Origin of the sequence: Bradyrhizobium sp. JR4.3, assembly GCF_040547695.1 — a bacterium.
GTDB lineage: Bacteria > Pseudomonadota > Alphaproteobacteria > Rhizobiales > Xanthobacteraceae > Bradyrhizobium > Bradyrhizobium canariense.
The window spans coordinates 558,058-574,280 of sequence record NZ_JBEPQF010000001.1 but is presented as its reverse complement, the minus strand read 5'-3'; the positions used below and the strand labels follow the sequence as shown (position 1 = coordinate 574,280).

Annotated in this window: 20 protein-coding genes; 10 read left to right on the top strand and 10 right to left on the bottom strand. The window is 64.8% G+C overall.

Annotation, left to right across the window (positions count from 1 at the left end):
* Positions 1–29: 29 nt before the first annotated feature.
* Genes ABIB91_RS03020 through ABIB91_RS03010 form a run of 3 tightly spaced genes read left to right on the top strand, consistent with a single transcriptional unit; the run spans position 30 to position 2,034 of the window.
* A complete protein-coding gene (locus ABIB91_RS03020) occupies positions 30–341 on the top strand; it encodes a DUF3572 domain-containing protein (RefSeq protein WP_247498652.1) in 312 nt (103 codons plus the stop codon).
* Positions 338–1,627 carry a DNA polymerase IV gene (locus tag ABIB91_RS03015; protein ID WP_007603267.1) on the top strand — a complete coding sequence of 430 codons (1,290 nt, stop codon included), beginning with the start codon at positions 338–340 and terminating at the stop codon, positions 1,625–1,627. The genes ABIB91_RS03020 and ABIB91_RS03015 overlap by 4 nt, the downstream gene beginning before the upstream one ends.
* The gene (locus ABIB91_RS03010; RefSeq protein ID WP_354128551.1) at positions 1,627–2,034 is read left to right on the top strand and encodes an ACT domain-containing protein; all 408 of its coding nucleotides are present in this window, start codon (positions 1,627–1,629) and stop codon (positions 2,032–2,034) included. Before ABIB91_RS03015 ends, ABIB91_RS03010 begins: the two co-directional genes overlap by 1 nt.
* A 41-nt stretch (positions 2,035–2,075) precedes the next feature.
* Here the strand turns inward: ABIB91_RS03010 and ABIB91_RS03005 are convergent, their stop codons facing one another.
* Both ABIB91_RS03005 and ABIB91_RS03000 read right to left on the bottom strand, forming a co-directional pair.
* On the bottom strand, positions 2,076–2,477 hold the full coding sequence (locus ABIB91_RS03005; protein WP_007603265.1) for a RidA family protein: 402 nt from the start codon (positions 2,475–2,477) through the stop codon (positions 2,076–2,078).
* A gap of 64 nt (positions 2,478–2,541) precedes the next feature.
* Positions 2,542–3,387 (bottom strand): cell envelope integrity EipB family protein, encoded by an 846-nt coding sequence (locus ABIB91_RS03000; protein WP_354158399.1) that lies wholly within the window; start codon positions 3,385–3,387, stop codon positions 2,542–2,544.
* A 232-nt stretch (positions 3,388–3,619) separates the two neighbouring features.
* Between ABIB91_RS03000 and ABIB91_RS02995 the strand changes: the two genes are divergently transcribed.
* From ABIB91_RS02995 to ABIB91_RS02980, 4 genes are read left to right on the top strand one after another with little or no spacing between them, the layout of a single operon-like run.
* Complete coding sequence (locus ABIB91_RS02995) at positions 3,620–4,087, top strand: RidA family protein (RefSeq protein ID WP_007603263.1); 468 nt, start codon at positions 3,620–3,622, stop codon at positions 4,085–4,087.
* Between the two features lie 5 nt (positions 4,088–4,092).
* The gene (locus tag ABIB91_RS02990) at positions 4,093–4,839 is read left to right on the top strand and encodes a glycerophosphodiester phosphodiesterase (RefSeq protein WP_354128549.1); all 747 of its coding nucleotides are present in this window, start codon (positions 4,093–4,095) and stop codon (positions 4,837–4,839) included.
* 54 nt (positions 4,840–4,893) lie between these two features.
* Positions 4,894–6,135, top strand: a complete 1,242-nt coding sequence (locus tag ABIB91_RS02985; RefSeq protein WP_354159272.1) for a GNAT family N-acetyltransferase — start codon at positions 4,894–4,896, stop codon at positions 6,133–6,135.
* A gap of 52 nt (positions 6,136–6,187) precedes the next feature.
* Positions 6,188–6,616: an HIT family protein gene (locus ABIB91_RS02980; RefSeq protein ID WP_007603258.1), complete on the top strand. Its 429-nt coding sequence runs from the start codon at positions 6,188–6,190 to the stop codon at positions 6,614–6,616.
* A 92-nt stretch (positions 6,617–6,708) separates the two neighbouring features.
* Here the strand turns inward: ABIB91_RS02980 and tsaA are convergent, their stop codons facing one another.
* The 4 genes from tsaA to ABIB91_RS02960 all read right to left on the bottom strand — a co-directional run bounded on the left by tsaA (position 6,709) and on the right by ABIB91_RS02960 (position 9,384).
* A complete protein-coding gene (tsaA, locus tag ABIB91_RS02975; RefSeq protein ID WP_354158402.1) occupies positions 6,709–7,200 on the bottom strand; it encodes a tRNA (N6-threonylcarbamoyladenosine(37)-N6)-methyltransferase TrmO in 492 nt (163 codons plus the stop codon).
* Between the two features lie 31 nt (positions 7,201–7,231).
* Positions 7,232–7,582, bottom strand: coding sequence for an AzlD domain-containing protein (locus tag ABIB91_RS02970; RefSeq protein ID WP_354158404.1), 351 nt, complete (start codon positions 7,580–7,582; stop codon positions 7,232–7,234).
* Positions 7,579–8,319 carry an AzlC family ABC transporter permease gene (locus tag ABIB91_RS02965; RefSeq protein WP_035994751.1) on the bottom strand — a complete coding sequence of 247 codons (741 nt, stop codon included), beginning with the start codon at positions 8,317–8,319 and terminating at the stop codon, positions 7,579–7,581. The genes ABIB91_RS02970 and ABIB91_RS02965 overlap by 4 nt, the downstream gene beginning before the upstream one ends.
* A 117-nt stretch (positions 8,320–8,436) precedes the next feature.
* Entirely contained in the window at positions 8,437–9,384 is a 948-nt protein-coding gene (locus ABIB91_RS02960; protein WP_354159274.1) for a transglycosylase SLT domain-containing protein, read from the bottom strand.
* 114 nt (positions 9,385–9,498) lie between these two features.
* Between ABIB91_RS02960 and ABIB91_RS02955 the strand changes: the two genes are divergently transcribed.
* Positions 9,499–10,539, top strand: coding sequence for a TRAP transporter substrate-binding protein (locus ABIB91_RS02955; protein WP_354158406.1), 1,041 nt, complete (start codon positions 9,499–9,501; stop codon positions 10,537–10,539).
* A gap of 55 nt (positions 10,540–10,594) precedes the next feature.
* On the opposite strand, the gene ABIB91_RS02950 is transcribed toward ABIB91_RS02955, so the two are convergent.
* Positions 10,595–10,795 carry a hypothetical protein gene (locus ABIB91_RS02950; RefSeq protein WP_007603252.1) on the bottom strand — a complete coding sequence of 67 codons (201 nt, stop codon included), beginning with the start codon at positions 10,793–10,795 and terminating at the stop codon, positions 10,595–10,597.
* Positions 10,796–11,401: 606 nt separating this feature from the next.
* Here ABIB91_RS02950 and ABIB91_RS02945 point away from each other — a divergent pair.
* Entirely contained in the window at positions 11,402–12,040 is a 639-nt protein-coding gene (locus tag ABIB91_RS02945; protein WP_354158409.1) for an HAD family hydrolase, read from the top strand.
* A 5-nt stretch (positions 12,041–12,045) separates the two neighbouring features.
* Here the strand turns inward: ABIB91_RS02945 and ABIB91_RS02940 are convergent, their stop codons facing one another.
* The gene (locus ABIB91_RS02940) at positions 12,046–13,086 is read right to left on the bottom strand and encodes a phenylacetaldoxime dehydratase family protein (protein ID WP_354158411.1); all 1,041 of its coding nucleotides are present in this window, start codon (positions 13,084–13,086) and stop codon (positions 12,046–12,048) included.
* 26 nt (positions 13,087–13,112) lie between these two features.
* Positions 13,113–14,129 (bottom strand): carbon-nitrogen hydrolase family protein, encoded by a 1,017-nt coding sequence (locus ABIB91_RS02935; RefSeq protein ID WP_354158413.1) that lies wholly within the window; start codon positions 14,127–14,129, stop codon positions 13,113–13,115.
* A gap of 199 nt (positions 14,130–14,328) precedes the next feature.
* On the opposite strand from ABIB91_RS02935, the gene ABIB91_RS02930 reads away from it, so the two are divergent.
* Positions 14,329–15,285, top strand: a complete 957-nt coding sequence (locus ABIB91_RS02930) for an AraC-like ligand-binding domain-containing protein (protein ID WP_354158415.1) — start codon at positions 14,329–14,331, stop codon at positions 15,283–15,285.
* A gap of 24 nt (positions 15,286–15,309) precedes the next feature.
* Here ABIB91_RS02930 and ABIB91_RS02925 read toward each other — a convergent pair whose 3' ends face one another.
* The gene (locus ABIB91_RS02925; protein WP_354158417.1) at positions 15,310–16,212 is read right to left on the bottom strand and encodes an amino acid ABC transporter substrate-binding protein; all 903 of its coding nucleotides are present in this window, start codon (positions 16,210–16,212) and stop codon (positions 15,310–15,312) included.
* Positions 16,213–16,223 lie beyond the last annotated feature (11 nt).

Here is a 16,223-nt window from a genome sequence, read left to right as displayed (position 1 = left end):
GAAAGTTAACGGAAAGGCAAACCGGCCACGTGAAAAAGCCTGTTCACAACCCGCGCGAAGTCGCTGAAATCGTTGCGCTTCAGGCGCTGTCTTTCGTCGCGGGCGAACCCGAGCGGCTGGGCCTGTTCCTGGCCGAGACAGGGGTCGGCCCGGAGACGCTGCGCAATGCCGCCTCGGACCCCAATTTCCTGCTCAGCGTGCTCGATTTCGTGATGCGGGATGACGCCACCGTGAAGGCCTTTGCCAGCGCTGCGGAACTGCATCCGACCAACGTTGCCGCAGCGCGGCAGGTTCTCGGCGACGCGCTCGGCGACCGCAATTGGGAGCGCGACGTGCCGTGACCTCCCTGGAGACGGCCGGGCCCCGCTGCTTCTGCCGGGATTGTTCGGCCGATCTGGATATCGGCGTTCGGCGTTGTTCCGCCTGCGGTTCCCCCCGCCTCGCCCGCCACCGCGCACTCGCAAGCCTGACCATCGCCCATATCGACTGCGACGCCTTCTACGCGACCGTCGAGAAGCGCGACAACCCCGACATCGCCGACAGACCCGTCATCATCGGCGGGGGCAAGCGCGGCGTGGTGTCGGCCGCCTGCTATATCGCGCGCACCTACGGCGTGCGCTCGGCCATGCCGATGTACAAGGCGTTGGAAGCCTGCCCGCATGCCGCCGTGATCCCGCCGGACATGGCGAAATATGTCCGGGTCGGGCGCGAGGTGCGCCAGGCCATGCAGGCCCTGACGCCGCTGGTCGAGCCGCTCTCGATCGACGAGGCGTTCCTCGATCTCTCCGGCACCGAGCGGGTGCACGGCATGATCCCCGCCAAGGTGCTGGCGCGGTTCGCACGCAACATCGAGCGCGACATCGGCATCAGCGTCTCGGTCGGCCTCTCCTGCAACAAGTTCCTGGCCAAGATCGCCTCCGACCTCGACAAGCCGCGCGGGTTTGCCGCGCTCGACCAGGAGGAAGCGCGCTTGATGCTTGCGGAGAAGCCCGTCGGTTTCATCTTCGGCGTTGGACCCGCGACGCAGGAGCGTCTGGTGCAACGCGGCTTCCGCATCATCGCCGACCTGCAGAAGGCCGACGAGATCGAGATGATGCGGCAGTTTCCGAGCGACGGCCGCAGGCTGTGGCGGCTCGCGCGCGGCATCGACGACCGCCGCGTCGAGCCCGATCGGGGCGCCAAGACGATTTCGAGCGAGACGACGTTCGAGACCGACATCCGCGATTTCGCGACGCTGGAGAAGATCCTGTGGCGCCTCTGCGAGAAGACGTCGTCTCGCCTCAAGAGCAGCGAGCTCGCCGGCCTGACCGTCACGCTGAAGCTGAAGACCGCGGATTTCCGCCAGCGGACCCGCTCGCAGTCGATCACGGCCCCGACGCAGCTTGCCGCGAAGATCTTTTCGATCTGCCGCGAGATGCTGGCGAAAGAGATCGACGGCACCGCCTTCCGTCTGATGGGCGCCGGCGTCAGCGCGTTGCGCGAGGGTTCAGTCGCCGACGACACCGACATGCTCGACCGCCGCGCCGCCCACGCCGAGCGCGCGGTGGACAGCTTGCGCAAGAAATTCGGCAGCGCCGCAGTGATCCGCGGCATCGCGTATGAGGGGCCGGAAAAGGCGCAGGAGTGATGACAGGCGAACGCGACCTCGACGCGCTGCTGAGACACGTGAAGCCGGAGATGCGGCCAGGCATTTTCGTGTTCTGCACGATCCCGACAGGCCAGTCGATTCCCGCAGCGCTCAGCCCTTTGCTGACGTTCCGCGAGCAGGAAGGAACGACGCTCGTGATCCCACGCGAACAGGCCGAAGCGGCGGGACTGCGGTACGCATTCGCATCGTGCCTGATCACCCTGACGGTTCACTCCGCACTCGATGTGGTGGGCTTCCTGGCGGCAATCACGGCACGCCTCGCCGCAGCCGGCATCAGCGTGAACGCCGTTTCGGCGTTTCACCACGATCATCTATTTGTGCCGGCTGACAGGGCGGACGACGCGATGGTTCTTCTGCAAGAGATGTCCAAGGCTACGCACTCGTAGCCCGGATCAAGCGCAGCGCAATCCGGGCTACGGGAAAGATCTCAATCCGCGACCGCCACCGCCTCGATCTCGATCATCCATTCCGGCGCGGCGAGCGCCGAGACGCCGACCAGCGTGCTCGCCGGCGGCTCCATGCCTTCGAAGAAGGCCGAGCGAGCCTTGCCGATGATCGGGCGCAGCTCCGGCTTGTAGTTCACGACGAAGGTCGTGATCTTCACGATGTTGGCGTAGCTCGCGCCGGCTGCTTTCAGCGCGTGTCCGAGATTCTGCATCACCTGCGTGGTCTGCGCGGCGAGATCGCCCTCGCCGACGATCCGCCCTTCCTCGTCCACCGATACCTGGCCGGAGATGTAGATCGTCCGCGCCCCCGTGGCAGTGACGACATGCGAATAAGCGGGATTGTGATGCAGGCCGCTGGGGCGGAGATGATCGAGCTTGGGCATGATGCCTCCCGGATGTTTGTGGTTGGGAGGGAGCCTAGCCAGAGACTGCGTTGCAGGCCAGCCCTCAATTGCAGGGCTTGCTGTCCTTCGCGTCGAACTTGCCCATCGCGCCCGAAATCACAAAATCGTTGTAATCGAGCACGAGCTGGCGCGAGACGCCGTTCTCGTAGAGCTCGAACGCCATCGCATAGACCGGCGTCTGCTCGCCTTCCTTCTGCTGGGCCTCGCGGTCGAAATAGCTGACGGTGACGGGCCAGCGCTTGAGCGACTTCATGTGCTCATCTGACGTCGACGGATCGGGCGAACCTTCGCGCTCGGCCGGGATCGGCTGGCCGATCACGGTCAGCGTGTTGTAGACCTTCTGGCCATCGTCGGAGCCGTCATAGACGGAGAGCTCGAGCAGCGACTTGCCCTCCTTTGCGGCGGCAATGATGCGCTGGATCTGTTCGGTCGGAAACACGATCTTGCCGTCGAGCGTAAAGTTCTTCGGCGCCGGCAGCTTCAGCTTGACGTTGATGTGGTCGCCGTCGCGCTCCGCCGAGCCGTCGACCCGGCCGGCATCCGCCTCGTTCATCCGCGTCTCGATCTTAAAGCGGTAGCTTTTGCCGCCGGCGTCCTCCCAGGAATTGGAGCGGAGGTCGCTGAGCGTGACCTTGCCCTCGCCACTGTCGAGCTCGGAGACCTGGCGGAATTCGGAGGTGTAGCCCTCGCACGAACTTCCGGTGAAATTGTAGAGGATGCGGCCGCGCGCGCTGTTGATCGAATTGGAGCGCGATTTCACCAGGCTCAAATCATAGAGCGCCTGATGCGCGAGGAACGGACCGTTCGCGGCCAGCGCCCCGCCTCCGGAGCCGAGAGCGGCCGCCGCGAGCGCAGTCACACCGAGCGAAGTCCGGAAAAGGTGCAGCATGTCTGGTCCTTGGGGAAAGCGCAGATTCGACATTTTAATGAACGTTCCATTGCGTCGCAACTGAGGCCGTTTCACGTAAAGTTGCGGCCTTTGCGTTGAACCTCCTGCCCTGCCTCAACAAAATGCCACCCCCGAGGGTTGCTTGCATGTGGCGGCACGATGGGCGAAACAGGGCCCGCCGGGCTGCGACGGATCTGCCCGGCGGATGGATTTTTGGACAACGAGGTCGGACATGGCGGGCACGGTCGAGCAGAAGCTGGCGGAACAGGGTATCAAGCTGCACGAGGCTCCCACCCCCGTGGCCAATTACGTGCCGTTCGTGCGCACCGGTAATCTGCTGTTCGTCTCGGGCCAGGTTTGCTTCGATCCCGCCGGCAAGCTGATCGCCAAGGGCAAGCTCGGCGCCGGCGTGACCATCGAAGAGGGCGCGGCGGCCGCCCGCGGCTGCGCCGTCAACCTGCTGGCCCAGGTCAAGGCGGCGCTCGGCGACCTCGACAAGGTCGTTCGCGTGGTGCGCCTCGGCGGCTTCATCAACTCGGCGCCGGACTTCCTGGACGGGCCGAAGGTCCTCAACGGCGCCTCCGATCTGATGGTCGCCGCCTTCGGTGACAAGGGCCGTCATGCCCGCACCACCGTCGGCGTCGCCTCCCTGCCCGCGGATGCGGCGGTCGAGGTCGAAGGCGTGTTCGAGGTCGCCTGAGGCGAATGCGCGCTCCTGATTGGTTGACAGCCCGCCCGGTCGCCCATCGCGGCCTGCACGACATTTCCCGCCGCATCGTCGAGAACATGCCGGGCGCGGTGCAGGCTGCGATTGCGGGCAATTTCTCGATCGAGGTCGACATCCAGCTCTCCGCCGACGGCGAGGCCATGGTGCATCACGACCATGCGCTCGGCCGCCTTACCGAGGCCACCGGCCCGCTGGTCGAGAAAACCGCCACTGAACTGAAGGCGCTCACGTTCAAGGACACGGCCGAGCGGATGATGTCGCTCAGCGACCTCTGCGGCCTGGTCGCCGGCCGCGTGCCGCTGGTGATCGAGGTCAAGAGCCATTTTGACGGCGACCGCAAGCTGGTGAAGCGGATGGCCGAGGTGCTGGCATCCTATGACGGCCCCGCCGTCGGCATGTCCTTCGACCCGGACCAGGTGCTGGCGCTGCGCGAGCTGTTGCCCTCCCGCCCCCGCGGCATCGTCGCGCAGCGGAGCTATCAGGACGAATACTGGGCTTACCTGACCCGGGAGCAGCGCGACAGCATGCTGTACCTGCGCCACGGCTTCCAGACCCAGCCGCATTTCGTCGCCTTCAGGGTCGACGACCTGCCCGCCCCCGCCCCCTGGATCGCCCGCAATGTGTTCGGCTGCGCCCTGCTCGGCTGGACCGTGCGTACGACCGAGCAGCGGACGCGGGTCGCACAACATGCGGATCAGATGATCTTCGAGGGCTTCGTACCGTAGGCTTGATGTTTCCCACTCTTGAAGTCGCTGCTGCAATGCACGATCTTGGGCATGATGGCACCATCCGAAATCACCCTTGAGGCCGTACCTTCCATTGGCGAAGTATCGCCAGACGACTGGGACGCCTGCGCTAGTCCCGGCAAGTCTTGTAATGGGCATGGCAAGGGAACCTCATCCGGGCTTCCAGGCGATTCTCTCGGCCTCTCAAAGCCTGCCTATAACCCCTTCGTCTCCCACGCGTTTTTATCGGCCGTTGAGAAATCGGGTTCGGCCACGATCCGCACCGGCTGGGGGCCGCGGCATCTCGTGGCCAAGATCGACGGTCGCGTCGCCGGCGTCGTGCCCTGCTACCTGAAATCGCACTCGCAAGGCGAATATGTCTTCGACCGCGGCTGGGCCGATGCCTATGAGCGCGCCGGCGGGCGGTACTATCCGAAGCTGCAGGTTTCGGTTCCCTTCACGCCGGCCACGGGACCGCGGCTGCTGGTTCGCGAAGGCGTCGACCACGAGCGCATCACGGAGGCACTGGCGAGCGGGCTGGTGGCGCTGTGCGGCGTCAGCAAGGCTTCCTCGGTGCACGTCACTTTCGCCCGCGAAGCGGAGTGGAAGCTGCTCGCCAAGCACGGCTTCCTCCAGCGCACCGACCAACAGTTCCATTGGCACAACGAGGGTTTTGCGAGTTTCGACGATTTCCTGGCGACGCTGAACTCACGCCACCGCAAATCGATCAAGCGCGAGCGGCGCGATGCGCTCGCCGCCGGAATCACCATCCACTGCCTTACGGGCAAAGACATTACGGAAGACGCATGGGATGCGTTTTTCATGTTCTACATGGAGACTGGCTCGCGCAAATGGGGCCGGCCTTATCTGACACGGGAATTCTTCTCGCTGATCGGCGAGACCATGAGCGATGACGTGCTGCTGGTCATGGCCCGTCGCAACGATCGCTGGATCGCGGGTGCGATCAACTTCATCGGTTCGGACACGCTGTTCGGCCGCAACTGGGGTGCGGTCGAGCATCATCCCTTCCTGCATTTCGAGGTCTGCTATTATCAGGCGATCGACTTCGCCATCAAACGCGGCCTGGGGAATGTCGAGGCCGGCGCGCAGGGCGAGCACAAGATCGCACGCGGCTACCTGCCGCGGACCACCCACTCCGCGCACTTCATCGCCGATCCCGGCTTGCGCCGCGCCATCGACGATTACCTCAAGCGCGAGCGCGCCTATGTCGCGGAAGCCGGACGTGAGCTAGCCGAGCTCGGCCCGTTCCGCAAAGGCGCCGACGAGGCGCCTTGACGGTTCGTTGCGGCTGGTGACAGTAAGCGCAAAATTCCAGGGAGCCGCCGCCATGACCGCCTACGACCCCAACAACATTTTCGCAAAGATCCTGCGCGGTGAATTCTCCTGCCACAAGGTTTACGAGGATGAGCACGTGCTCGCGTTCCTCGACATCATGCCGCGGGTACCTGGCCACACGCTGGTGATTCCAAAAGCACCTGCCCGCAACATCCTCGACATCAAGCCGGACGACTACGCCCATGTCGCCCGCGGCGCGCACAAGATCGCTGCCGCAGCGATGACGGCGTTCAAGGCCGACGGCATCACCGTGCAGCAGTTCAACGAGGCGGCCGGCGGACAGGTGGTGTTTCATCTCCACATGCACGTGATGCCGCGCCACGACGGCGTGGCGATGCTTCCGCCCGCCAGCCGCAAGGAAGACGTCAAGGTGCTGGAAGAGAACGCGACCAAGCTGATCGCGGCGTTGAAGGCGGTTTGAGTCTCAGCTCCCGTAGCCCGGATGGAGCGAAGCGCAATCCGGGACCGTTCCCGCATTCCGCTTCGCTCCATGCGGGCTACGATCGCCGCCCCTTACTCTGTCTGGAAATCCCCCGGCTGCGGGGCGGCCAGCGGCGTGAACTCGCAACGATCCGGCTTGATGTCGATCAGCGGCGTGTTGTCGAGGCAATCGAGCCCGCGCACCAGAATCGCGTTGCCCTCGATGCCGACCAGCTTCACGATCGACGTGCCGATCGGATTGGGGCGCACCGGCGAGCGCAGCGAAAACGTGCCGCGGGTCTTCTCGTTGTTCTTCGGGCTTTGCAGGACGATGTCGCGGCGCGACTTGTCGAGCCAGTAGAGCACTTCGAGATTGCTATAGAAATCGACGCCCTTGATCGCCGGCACGAACGGCTCGAAGATCTCGAGCCGGCATATCGGGCCGTCATGCCGGCCCTGCCGCGGGGTCTCCAGCCGCGAGCTCCAGGGCGTGCGGATGCGGCCGATAAAGACGAGGCCGGCGTCCTGCGTCGGCGGCAGCTCGATGGAGACTTCACCCTCGCGGAGCTCGTTTTCGCGAACCATATTTCCAATTCCCTGCTGTTCGCCGGCAGTTTTAGCCCAACCACCACTTGCCGGCCAGCATGAAGACTTCGCCCGCGACCACGCCCGCGAAGATCGAGCGGCGGGTCAGCAGGAAGACGACGAGGCCGGCGCCGACCGCACCGTAGCGCAAGGCGTCCGGCACGCTCGCAAGCGCACCGGGCGGCTCGACCACGATCTGGGCGATGACGCCGGCCAGGATCGCGGTGGCGACCGCCCGTACCCAGACCAGAAGCTCGGAGCCTTCGTCGATGCCGCCGCCGAACCACAGGCCCAGCATGCGCCATATCTGGTTGGGAACAACGCCGGCGACGAACAGCACTGCCAGCGCTTGCCAGTCGCCAATGAGTTGCGCAAAGCTCATGCACGCACCTCCCGCCACCAATGCACGCCATAGGCGATGGTGCCGGCCACGAGGCCGCTGACGAGGATGTCGAGTCCGGAGTTCATTTTCGCGGCCAGCGGATACAGCAGAACCCCTAGCGCAAGTGCGACGACATCGGCGACCTCGCGGCTGTTGCGTGCGGTCGAGAACAGGAAGGACAGCGGCGTCAGCAACAGGATCGCCGCCCCAAGCGTCTGGGTCAGATTCGCGGCAAGGAAATAGCCGACCGTGTTGGCGGTGAGACACACCGAGACAAGACCGAAGCCAAGTCCGTTGACGAAGGCGATCCGGCGTTCACGCGGCACCTGCGGCAGGAAGCGATGGCATTCGACCCACAGTGTCACTGCAGTGAGATGCGCCGCGAAAAACAGCTCGCGCCGTTTCGTCGTCGGCGTGCGCATCAGCGGCAGCACCGAGACCACCATCGGAAACAGGCGAATGGCGCTGACGGTGACCGCGATCGCCGACTGGATGACCGTCGCGCCGGAGCCGAGCGTGGTGATCAGGATGATCTGCGCCGGACCTGCCCAGACGAACAGCGTCGAGCAGAGCGCCCAGAGCAGGCTGAAATGGGTGTCGTGGGCGAGCGCGCCAATGCCGAGATAGGTCGCGAACAGGACGAGGGTGAGGATCGTCTGCGTGATCGAGCGCAGTCCCCACGCAAAGGCGCGCCAGGGACTTTGCCATTGAGGTGAATCGAGCGGAGGAAGCGCCACGGGAGTCTTGGCCGGGTGAGGAATCGTGCCTGCATAACGGGCAATACGGCGGCGGGCGTCAAGAAAGCGCGCGGCGGGGCTGGCATGCACGCGTGGTTGCCATTCGGGGCGCGTCCCCTACCCGCTCACACCGCGGTTCTTCAGCACGAAGCATGCCCCGCCCGCCTTGCGGATGCGACCGCAGAGTTCATCCGCCTCGCTCCGCGTATCGGCGCCGATGCGCACTTGGTAGAAGGCGCGCGTGCCTCGGCTGCGCATCACTGAGCTCAGCAGGCTCGGATCACGTTCGCCGATCACGGCGCCCAGCCGCGTGACCGCGCGGGAATACATAGCCAGTGCCCGGTTGCGGTCAAAGCCCGCGGCGAGCTGCACGCCCCAGATTTTTGCGGCCGCCAGCTCCACATGCTGTTCGAGCTCGGCGACGAAAGCATTTGGCGCGCGCTTCAAAAGCGCCATCAGATCGCGGCAGCTCGTCGGTGGCGCGCTCGGCGGACCCTTGCCCGTTGCGCCTGCCTTGGCCCAGGCATCGATGCTGGTGCCAGTGATGGCAAGAACGTAATTGCGGGTCTGCTCCGGCATGCTGCCGGTGCCGGCGAGCCATTCCTGCACCCGGCGCGGCCCGGCATTGTAGGCGGCCGCCGCCAGGCCGAGATTGCCGAACTGGTTGCGCAGCTCGTTCAGAAATTCCGCCGACTTCGGCAGCGCCTGCACGGGATTGAAGGGATTGAGCAGCCCGCGCTCGCTCGCGGTGCCCGGCATGAATTGCGCGATCCCCTGCGCGTGTTCGCCGCTGCGCGTCATGGGCCCCACCGCATCGGCCTGGAAGCGGCTCTCCTGCCAGATCACGCGGGCGAAGAACTCCAGCGGCAGATTGGCATCGCGCGCTGCGGCCTCGACGATCAGGCAGATCGATTCCCGCGTGTCGCTCTCGCGCGCATCCGCGGGCTTCGCCGGCTGCACGGCGAGTTCTTCGACGCTGGGGACGGCGACGTCGGTTTCGGCGGGCGAACTGTCCCACGCAACAACCTGTGTCGCCGAGACAAGCAGCGCGGGGATGATGCACATCGCAATCTGCACCCATCGCGTGCAGGCATGACGGTGGCGCGCCTCGGCGCGGCATGCGACAGTTTGATCTGCCATGTTGTGGCATCGTGCCATGGTTCGACGAGTTGCCAATATATGCTGCCTGACCTGCTTCTCCCAATGCGTTACCCCGCCAAACGGATCCGCGCGATTCTTGTCCTCGCCGCATTCATCCTGGGCGTCGCGCCAGCCGCCGCGCAGGTGACGTCCCAAGTCACCTCTCAAGTCAATTGGCGGATGACCACGGAATACCCTGAGAATAACATCTCCGGGATTGGACTCGCGACCTTCGCAAGCCGCGTCTCCGACCGTACCCACGGTTTCGTGACCGTGACGAACGCCTTCGATAACCAGCTCAAGATCAACTCGGGCGAGATGCCGCGCGCGGCGCTGGACGGCCGGATCGCGGGCGGCGATGCCTTCGCGGGCGCGCTCTCGGGCCTCGACCCTGTGTTCGGATTGTCCACCCTGCCCTTTCTCGTGCAATCGGTCGACATCGCCCGCGCCACCAATCTGCGGGCGCGCCCGCTCTACGAAAAAGCACTCGCTGCGCGCGGCCTCAAGCTGCTCTATGTGACGATCTGGCCGGCCACGGGCCTGTGGTCGGAGCGGTCGCTCGAAGGTGCCGACGACCTGCCGAAACTGAACTTGCGAACCTATGATGCCAATTCCACCGAGGTCATGCGCGCGGCCGGCGCGAACGCGCAATTCCTGCCGATGGACGCGGCGCTCGCCGGACTGAGGGAACACCGGCTGAATGCCTTCCTCACCTCCGGCGACGGCGGTGCGGGGCGCAAATTGTGGGACTTTCTGCCGCATTTCACGGCCATCAACTACGCGATGCCGATCTCGATCGCCTTCGTCCGCAGCGACGCCTTTGCCGAACTGTCCGAACCGATGCAGCGCGAGGTGCTGGCCGCGGCGGCCGAGACAGAACAGAGCCAGCTCGCGCTACTGACCCACCGCACCATCGAGAACTATGCGCGGATGCGCGACAATGGCGTCCATATCGCCGAGCCGGCGCCTGCGTCCCTTGTCACGGAGCTGCGGAAGGCAGCAACGAACGCGATCGCCGCCTGGGAAACCCGCGCAGGCGCGGAGGCAACCGCCATCGTCGAATGGGCGAGACAGCAATGAGGGAGCGTTAGCGGCATCTACGATCGACGTCCTGCCGGTGTCGCTGCCTACCGCCCTAGTTCTTGACCGGACCCGGGATTTCGCCCCGGATGGCGCGGTCGAGGGCATCGATCAGCGCCTGGATCTCGATGAACTTGTTGCGCGCTCGCTCGGCCGTGTCGCGCACAAACGGAGCGGCCAGCACTTTCGCATGCGCATCCCTGTCCTCGATCATGCGATCACGGGCCTTCTTCAGAGTTTCAAGTCGCTCGCTCATCCGGCCTCTCCTGAAAAAAATCGTCCCGATCTCTCGTCCGGATTCGCCATTAACAAGACGCGGCGAACGAGCAACCCTCAACAGCCGCGGCAGATGTTCTTCAGCTTCGCTGCGGTTCTGGCCTCTTCCGCCACGAACGGGTCCTTGTAGGCACCACGGGACCCATCGTTCTCCGCAGCAGCGGGCTTTCTTTCCTTTGGAGGAAACGCAGCATCGTAGCAGGCGAGACGTCCGCTCGTGCTTTCGATCGCCCGGCAGTCCGGCCCTGCCGCGACAGCGCCTTGCGAAAGTGTGCCAAGTATCAATATGGCAAGCATCAATGCGACGAGAAGCGCTCTCCGGCGGATCCAGTCGACCAGACGAAATCGAGTCATACACGCTCCTGCTTAGTCGGCGGGAGCGCTGGTGACCCTCAGTCACCGGTCGATGCCAATGGAAGGCGGTGATGGCGTGACTTTACGCTTCCCTCCCGCGAATAGCGAGCTTTAAGGGATACGCGGTATCAAGAAGGCGATTTTCGGCCTGACAATGGTTGCGCGTTTGCCTTGGTCCGTGGCCTCGTTTAGGTCAAGCAATAGGCGGCGGTATCAACACAGGCGTGGCGACATGGTGACAATCTATTTCGATCTCGACGGCACGCTGACCGACCCGAAGCCCGGGATCACGCGCTCGATCCAGTACGCCCTGGAGCGGCTCAACGTCGCGGTGCCGAGCGCGGACGAGCTGACCTGGTGCATCGGCCCGCCGCTGCATGCCAGCCTGCAAAAGCTCACGGGCAGCGCGGAACTCGCCGACCGGGCGCTGCTGCTCTATCGCGAGCGCTTCAGCGATGTCGGCCTGTTCGAGAACGAAGCCTATGCCGGCATCGTGGACACGCTGACAACGCTTGCCGCGACAACACCGCGCATGTTCGTGGCGACCAGCAAGCCCGCGGTCTACGCCACCCGTATCGTCGAGCATTTTGGCCTGAAACCGTATTTCGAGCGCGTGTTCGGTTCCGAGCTCGACGGCACGCGCGTCGACAAGCGCGACCTGCTGCGCTACGCGCTCGACGAAGCCAGGGTCGATCCCGCCAGCGCGATCATGATCGGCGACCGCAGCCATGACGTGGTCGGCGCCCGCACCAACGGCATGACCGCGATCGGCGTGCTCTATGGCTACGGCAGCGAGGCCGAGCTGCGGGACGCCGGCGCGCATCACATCTGCGCCGCGCATTCGGAGCTGCTCGGTCACTGCGTGGTCTAGGTCCATCAAGGGCTGACGGTCTCTACCGCCGCCAGCATGCCGGTCCTGGTGTGACAGTTCAGATACTCGAAGAACTGCTCGTCTGCAGCCGCCACAGTGACCTCGTGATAGAGCCGCAGTTTTGCTGAAGGGCCGAGCGTCGACAGGTACTTCATCGCGGCGCCGAATATCCTGACGTGGGTCGGATGCGATTCCGCCCACTGCTCCAGCGCCGCCAGGCTCTTCCACCAGCTTTGACCATAGGACTTTTCACTCGCGCTCCCGTCGGCTGCCAGCACGCCCATGTAACGGTTGGCGTAGCAGCCGATGCCGAGGCCCTCATCGCGCAGGAAATCCATGCCCTCGCGCAACACCGGTTCGACGTCGTCGAGATAGAGCTTTCGCTCCGAGGTCTCGGTATCGCTCCAATCCTGGCCTGATCGGATCAGGCAGAGATTGTCGTGCGCCTGCACGCGCAGCCGCGCGCCGTCGCGGATCAATTCGGGATTGCCGCCCGGCGACATTGGATCAGTCTGCGACAGCGGGATGCGATCACGCATGCCGCCCCAATAGGCGTGCTCCTGCACCTCGCCGCTCATGCCGCCGGCGATAGCGGCGACGCCCTCCGGCCGGCCGAGCGAGGAAAACAGCGTCTCGTGCCGCGCCACCGTGGGGCGCAGCACCTCGATGAAAGTGCCGATGCCCTCGCGCTGCGTTCCGGTCCAGGCCTCGCGCGCCGGTGCAAACCATTTGTCGAACCGCGCAATGTCGTCCCAATAGGCCACCGAGACGACGTTCTCGTAACCGGCCTGATCAACGTATTGCGCGCGGTCCCAATGCGAGGGCCTGCCTTCCGCGGCAAACCGTTCCGCGATGTCGGCGAGCGCGTCGGTCGCAGCCGCCGGCGCCGTGCCGCGATATTGAAGGCCGAAATAGGCCATCACGACCCGGTTCACCGCAGGCTTATAGCGCGCCACGAAGGACGGGTATGGCGGCTGGTAATCGTCCGGCACGCGCTTGTGGCGCGTGCGCGGGGTCTCGAGATGCAGAGGAATTGCGGATTCCATGAGCGTGCCTCCCTCGATTCCGGCGATCAGCTCGCCGCCGCGGCGATGTCCGTGGGCTCGACGGTGTCGACCGGCAGCGCAAACTGCTCGACGCGCTGGTAGCGCTTCTTGTTGAGCAGGAGCCGCGTCACGTCGGGGCGCGAATAATGCCCGGCTGGATCAGCGGCGTTCTTGGCGACACCGATGGCGCCAAGATCGATCTCGGCGATCAAGAGGCCCTCCTGGTCCGGCGCGAGCTTATCGCCGATCTGGCTGCCGTCCGGACCGTAGATCGCAGCGAAGCCACCACCGGCATGCAACAGCGCGTGCTTGTCCGGCCGATCACAGAGTTCGTCGATCATCGCTTGCGAGACCGTCGCGCAAGGGGCAAGCACGAAGCAGGAGCCCTCCACGGCATAGACGCGCGAGGCGGCGTTATTCACCTCGGCGCCGAGCGCCGGCGCGAACGGATCGTAGAGCGAAAAGCTCGGCCAGGCCGCGACATGGACCTGCTCGTTCTGGGCATACATCGCGTATTTCGACAGCGGCTGGAGATGCTCCCAGCAGCACAGGGCGCCGATGCGGCCGATGTCGGGCCGCGCGTGCACGGCGAGATCGCTGCCGTCGCCCTCGCCATAGACCGTGCGCTCGGCATGGGTCGGCCGCAGCTTGCGGCGCTTTGCGATGGTCGCGCCATCCGGCCCGATCAGCCATTGCGCCAGATAAAGACTGCCGCCGTCGCGCTCGGACAGGCCGAGCACGGCAGTGAGCTTGGCCTTGTGCACGGCGTCGCGCAGCCGCTCGGCCTGCGGACTGTCATAAGACAACGAATTGTCGAAATAGCGCTGCACGAAGCCGCGGCCGATCGCCCAGGCCGGGGAATCCATCCAGATGTGCCAGGGGTAGCCGGGGATGAAGGCTTCCGGAAAGGCGATCAGCTTTGCGCCCTTCTCGGCGGCGTCCCTGATCAGGGCGATCGACTTGTCGATCGAGGCGTCGAGATCGAGCCAGGCAGGCGCCGCCTGCACCACCGCGACCTTGTATTTCGGATGTTCGATGCCCATTCCCACCTCCCTTGCCGGTTGATCGGAAGCCAGGTCCGATGCAGTCTATTTGACCAAGCCGGGGCGGCGGGCGCTCGACCGCGGCGGAACAAAAACTCGACCGGACGGGATTCGCCGACCCGGTACGGGATTTGCCTCCGGCCAGGCGGGACCTGCGCCAACGCGCGATGTTGCGGGATGTGAAAGGGAGGCTCTGCAGATGCCAATCCAGTTCACCACGGACGACAGCCCCGGCCACCGTCGGCTTGCGCTCTGGCAGGATATCGTCTGCGACGTCTTCGTCGGGCTCGACTGCAGGTCCGATCTTGGCAGCGCCTTTCGCGGCTCCGTCACCCGGGCGCCACTGGGCAAGGTGGAATGCTCCGAGGTCTGCTCCGACCGTCAGCACGTCTTGCGCACGCCCTCGCGCATCGCTCGCTCGGATCAGGATTTCATCCTGATCGCGCTCGGCAATCGCGGCGCCGGCGGCGTGGTGCAGGACGGCCGCGAGGCCGTGGTGCACCCGGGAGAGTTTGCGCTCTATGACACCACCCGGCCCTACGAGCTGAAATTCGACGGCATCTTCACGCAGACCATCTTCAAGGTGCCGCGCGAGATGCTGCAGCGCCGGCTCGGCGCGACCGAAACCCTAACCGCCAGCGCTTTCGGACCAGACTCGGCACTGCAGAGGATCGCCTACGATTTCATCTACCGGCTTTGCCAGAGCGCGGATCAGATCGATCCGCACCACGCCGCCGCGCTGTCGGAACAGGCCGTCGATGTCCTGGCGATGGCGCTGGGCGAGCGGCTAGGCAAGACGCCGCTGCCGTCCTCGACCCATCGCTCCGCCCTGCTCTACCGATTGAAGGCAAATATCCGGGCTCATCTTGCCGATCCCGACCTCTCGCTGTCCGAGACCGCAGCGGCGCTCGGCATTTCGTCCCGCTATGTCAACGATCTCCTCGCCGACGAGGAAACCTCGTTCCAGCGCTACGTCCTCGGTGAGCGCCTCGCTCAATGCAGACGCGATCTCGTCTCCCCCGTGCTCGCTCACCGCCACATCAGCGAGATCGCCTTCGCCTGGGGCTTCAACGACCTCTCGCATTTCGGCCGCGTCTTCCGCGAGCATTTCGGGATGTCACCGCGCGACTACCGGCAGAGCCAGTCGCGGCATTGACGCAAGGTCTGCCGAGAGCGTCGCCTACGGCACAAGCGCATCGCTGGGAGATGCGACGCGGGCCTTCATCGCTTCGCTCATGGGAAGCTGGAGGTTCTCCCCTTTCGGCGGAATCGGCGACTCGAACCACTTCGCGTAGAGCCTCCCGAATTCACCGGACGCCATCTTCTCCTTGATCGCGGCATCGACGACGGCCTTGAACTCGGGATCTTCCCTGCGGGTCACTAGCCCATAGTAAGAAGGCGCATAGGTGGCCGCCAACATCCGGAAAGCCCTGGGATCCAAGGCGTTCGCGACGAGACCGGCAACCAGGATATCGTCCTCGAACCACGCCGTGGCGCGACCCGTTCCCAGCATGAGGAGCGACTCGGCGTGGTCCTTGGCCTGCACGATCGTCACATTCAGCTTCTGGTCATCGAGGAGCTTCTTGGCGACGCCGAAATTCAGCGAGCCCTGCGTGATGACGACCGTCTGCCCGTCAAGTCCTTTCGGCTCCATCAGCTGCGACGAGGCCGACACCAGCCAGCGCGGCGATGCCACATAGGTCGCAACGGAGAACGCCACCTGCTTTTGCCGTTCGGCCGTATTGGTCGTGCTGCCGCACTCGACGTCGATGGTACTGTTCTGGAGCAGCGGGATGCGATTGGACGCATTCACCGGAACGTATTCGACCTCCAGCTCAAGCCGCTGCAACATGACCTTGACCTTGTCGGCCACTGCGGCACAGAGGTCGAGCGAGAGCCCGGTCGGTTTCTGATCTGCTCCGAGATAGGCGAACGGAATCGACGCCTCGCGGTAGCCGAAGCTGATCTTGCCGACCTCCCTGATCTTTTCCAAAGTCTGACTCGCCGCTTGCGCGGCCCCCATCTCGAGCAGCGCCAGTGATGCGGCGGCAATGGCGAGCTTCGGCGCGTGTACGCGGATCATGTCAGCCTCCA

Bases quoted from the DNA above. Each gene is read 5' to 3' on its own strand.
- ABIB91_RS03010 (WP_354128551.1), top strand. From the start codon at position 1,627: ATGACAGGCGAACGCGACCTCGACGCGCTGCTGAGACACGTGAAGCCG.
- ABIB91_RS03005 (WP_007603265.1), bottom strand. From the start codon at position 2,477: ATGCCCAAGCTCGATCATCTCCGCCCCAGCGGCCTGCATCACAATCCC.
- ABIB91_RS03000 (WP_354158399.1), bottom strand. From the start codon at position 3,387: ATGCTGCACCTTTTCCGGACTTCGCTCGGTGTGACTGCGCTCGCGGCG.
- ABIB91_RS02995 (WP_007603263.1), top strand. From the start codon at position 3,620: ATGGCGGGCACGGTCGAGCAGAAGCTGGCGGAACAGGGTATCAAGCTG.
- ABIB91_RS02990 (WP_354128549.1), top strand. From the start codon at position 4,093: ATGCGCGCTCCTGATTGGTTGACAGCCCGCCCGGTCGCCCATCGCGGC.
- ABIB91_RS02985 (WP_354159272.1), top strand. From the start codon at position 4,894: ATGGCACCATCCGAAATCACCCTTGAGGCCGTACCTTCCATTGGCGAA.
- ABIB91_RS02980 (WP_007603258.1), top strand. From the start codon at position 6,188: ATGACCGCCTACGACCCCAACAACATTTTCGCAAAGATCCTGCGCGGT.
- tsaA (WP_354158402.1), bottom strand. From the start codon at position 7,200: ATGGTTCGCGAAAACGAGCTCCGCGAGGGTGAAGTCTCCATCGAGCTG.
- ABIB91_RS02970 (WP_354158404.1), bottom strand. From the start codon at position 7,582: ATGAGCTTTGCGCAACTCATTGGCGACTGGCAAGCGCTGGCAGTGCTG.
- ABIB91_RS02960 (WP_354159274.1), bottom strand. From the start codon at position 9,384: ATGTGCATCATCCCCGCGCTGCTTGTCTCGGCGACACAGGTTGTTGCG.
- ABIB91_RS02955 (WP_354158406.1), top strand. From the start codon at position 9,499: ATGCTGCCTGACCTGCTTCTCCCAATGCGTTACCCCGCCAAACGGATC.
- ABIB91_RS02950 (WP_007603252.1), bottom strand. From the start codon at position 10,795: ATGAGCGAGCGACTTGAAACTCTGAAGAAGGCCCGTGATCGCATGATC.
- ABIB91_RS02945 (WP_354158409.1), top strand. From the start codon at position 11,402: ATGGTGACAATCTATTTCGATCTCGACGGCACGCTGACCGACCCGAAG.
- ABIB91_RS02940 (WP_354158411.1), bottom strand. From the start codon at position 13,086: ATGGAATCCGCAATTCCTCTGCATCTCGAGACCCCGCGCACGCGCCAC.
- ABIB91_RS02935 (WP_354158413.1), bottom strand. From the start codon at position 14,129: ATGGGCATCGAACATCCGAAATACAAGGTCGCGGTGGTGCAGGCGGCG.
- ABIB91_RS02930 (WP_354158415.1), top strand. From the start codon at position 14,329: ATGCCAATCCAGTTCACCACGGACGACAGCCCCGGCCACCGTCGGCTT.
- ABIB91_RS02925 (WP_354158417.1), bottom strand. From the start codon at position 16,212: ATGATCCGCGTACACGCGCCGAAGCTCGCCATTGCCGCCGCATCACTG.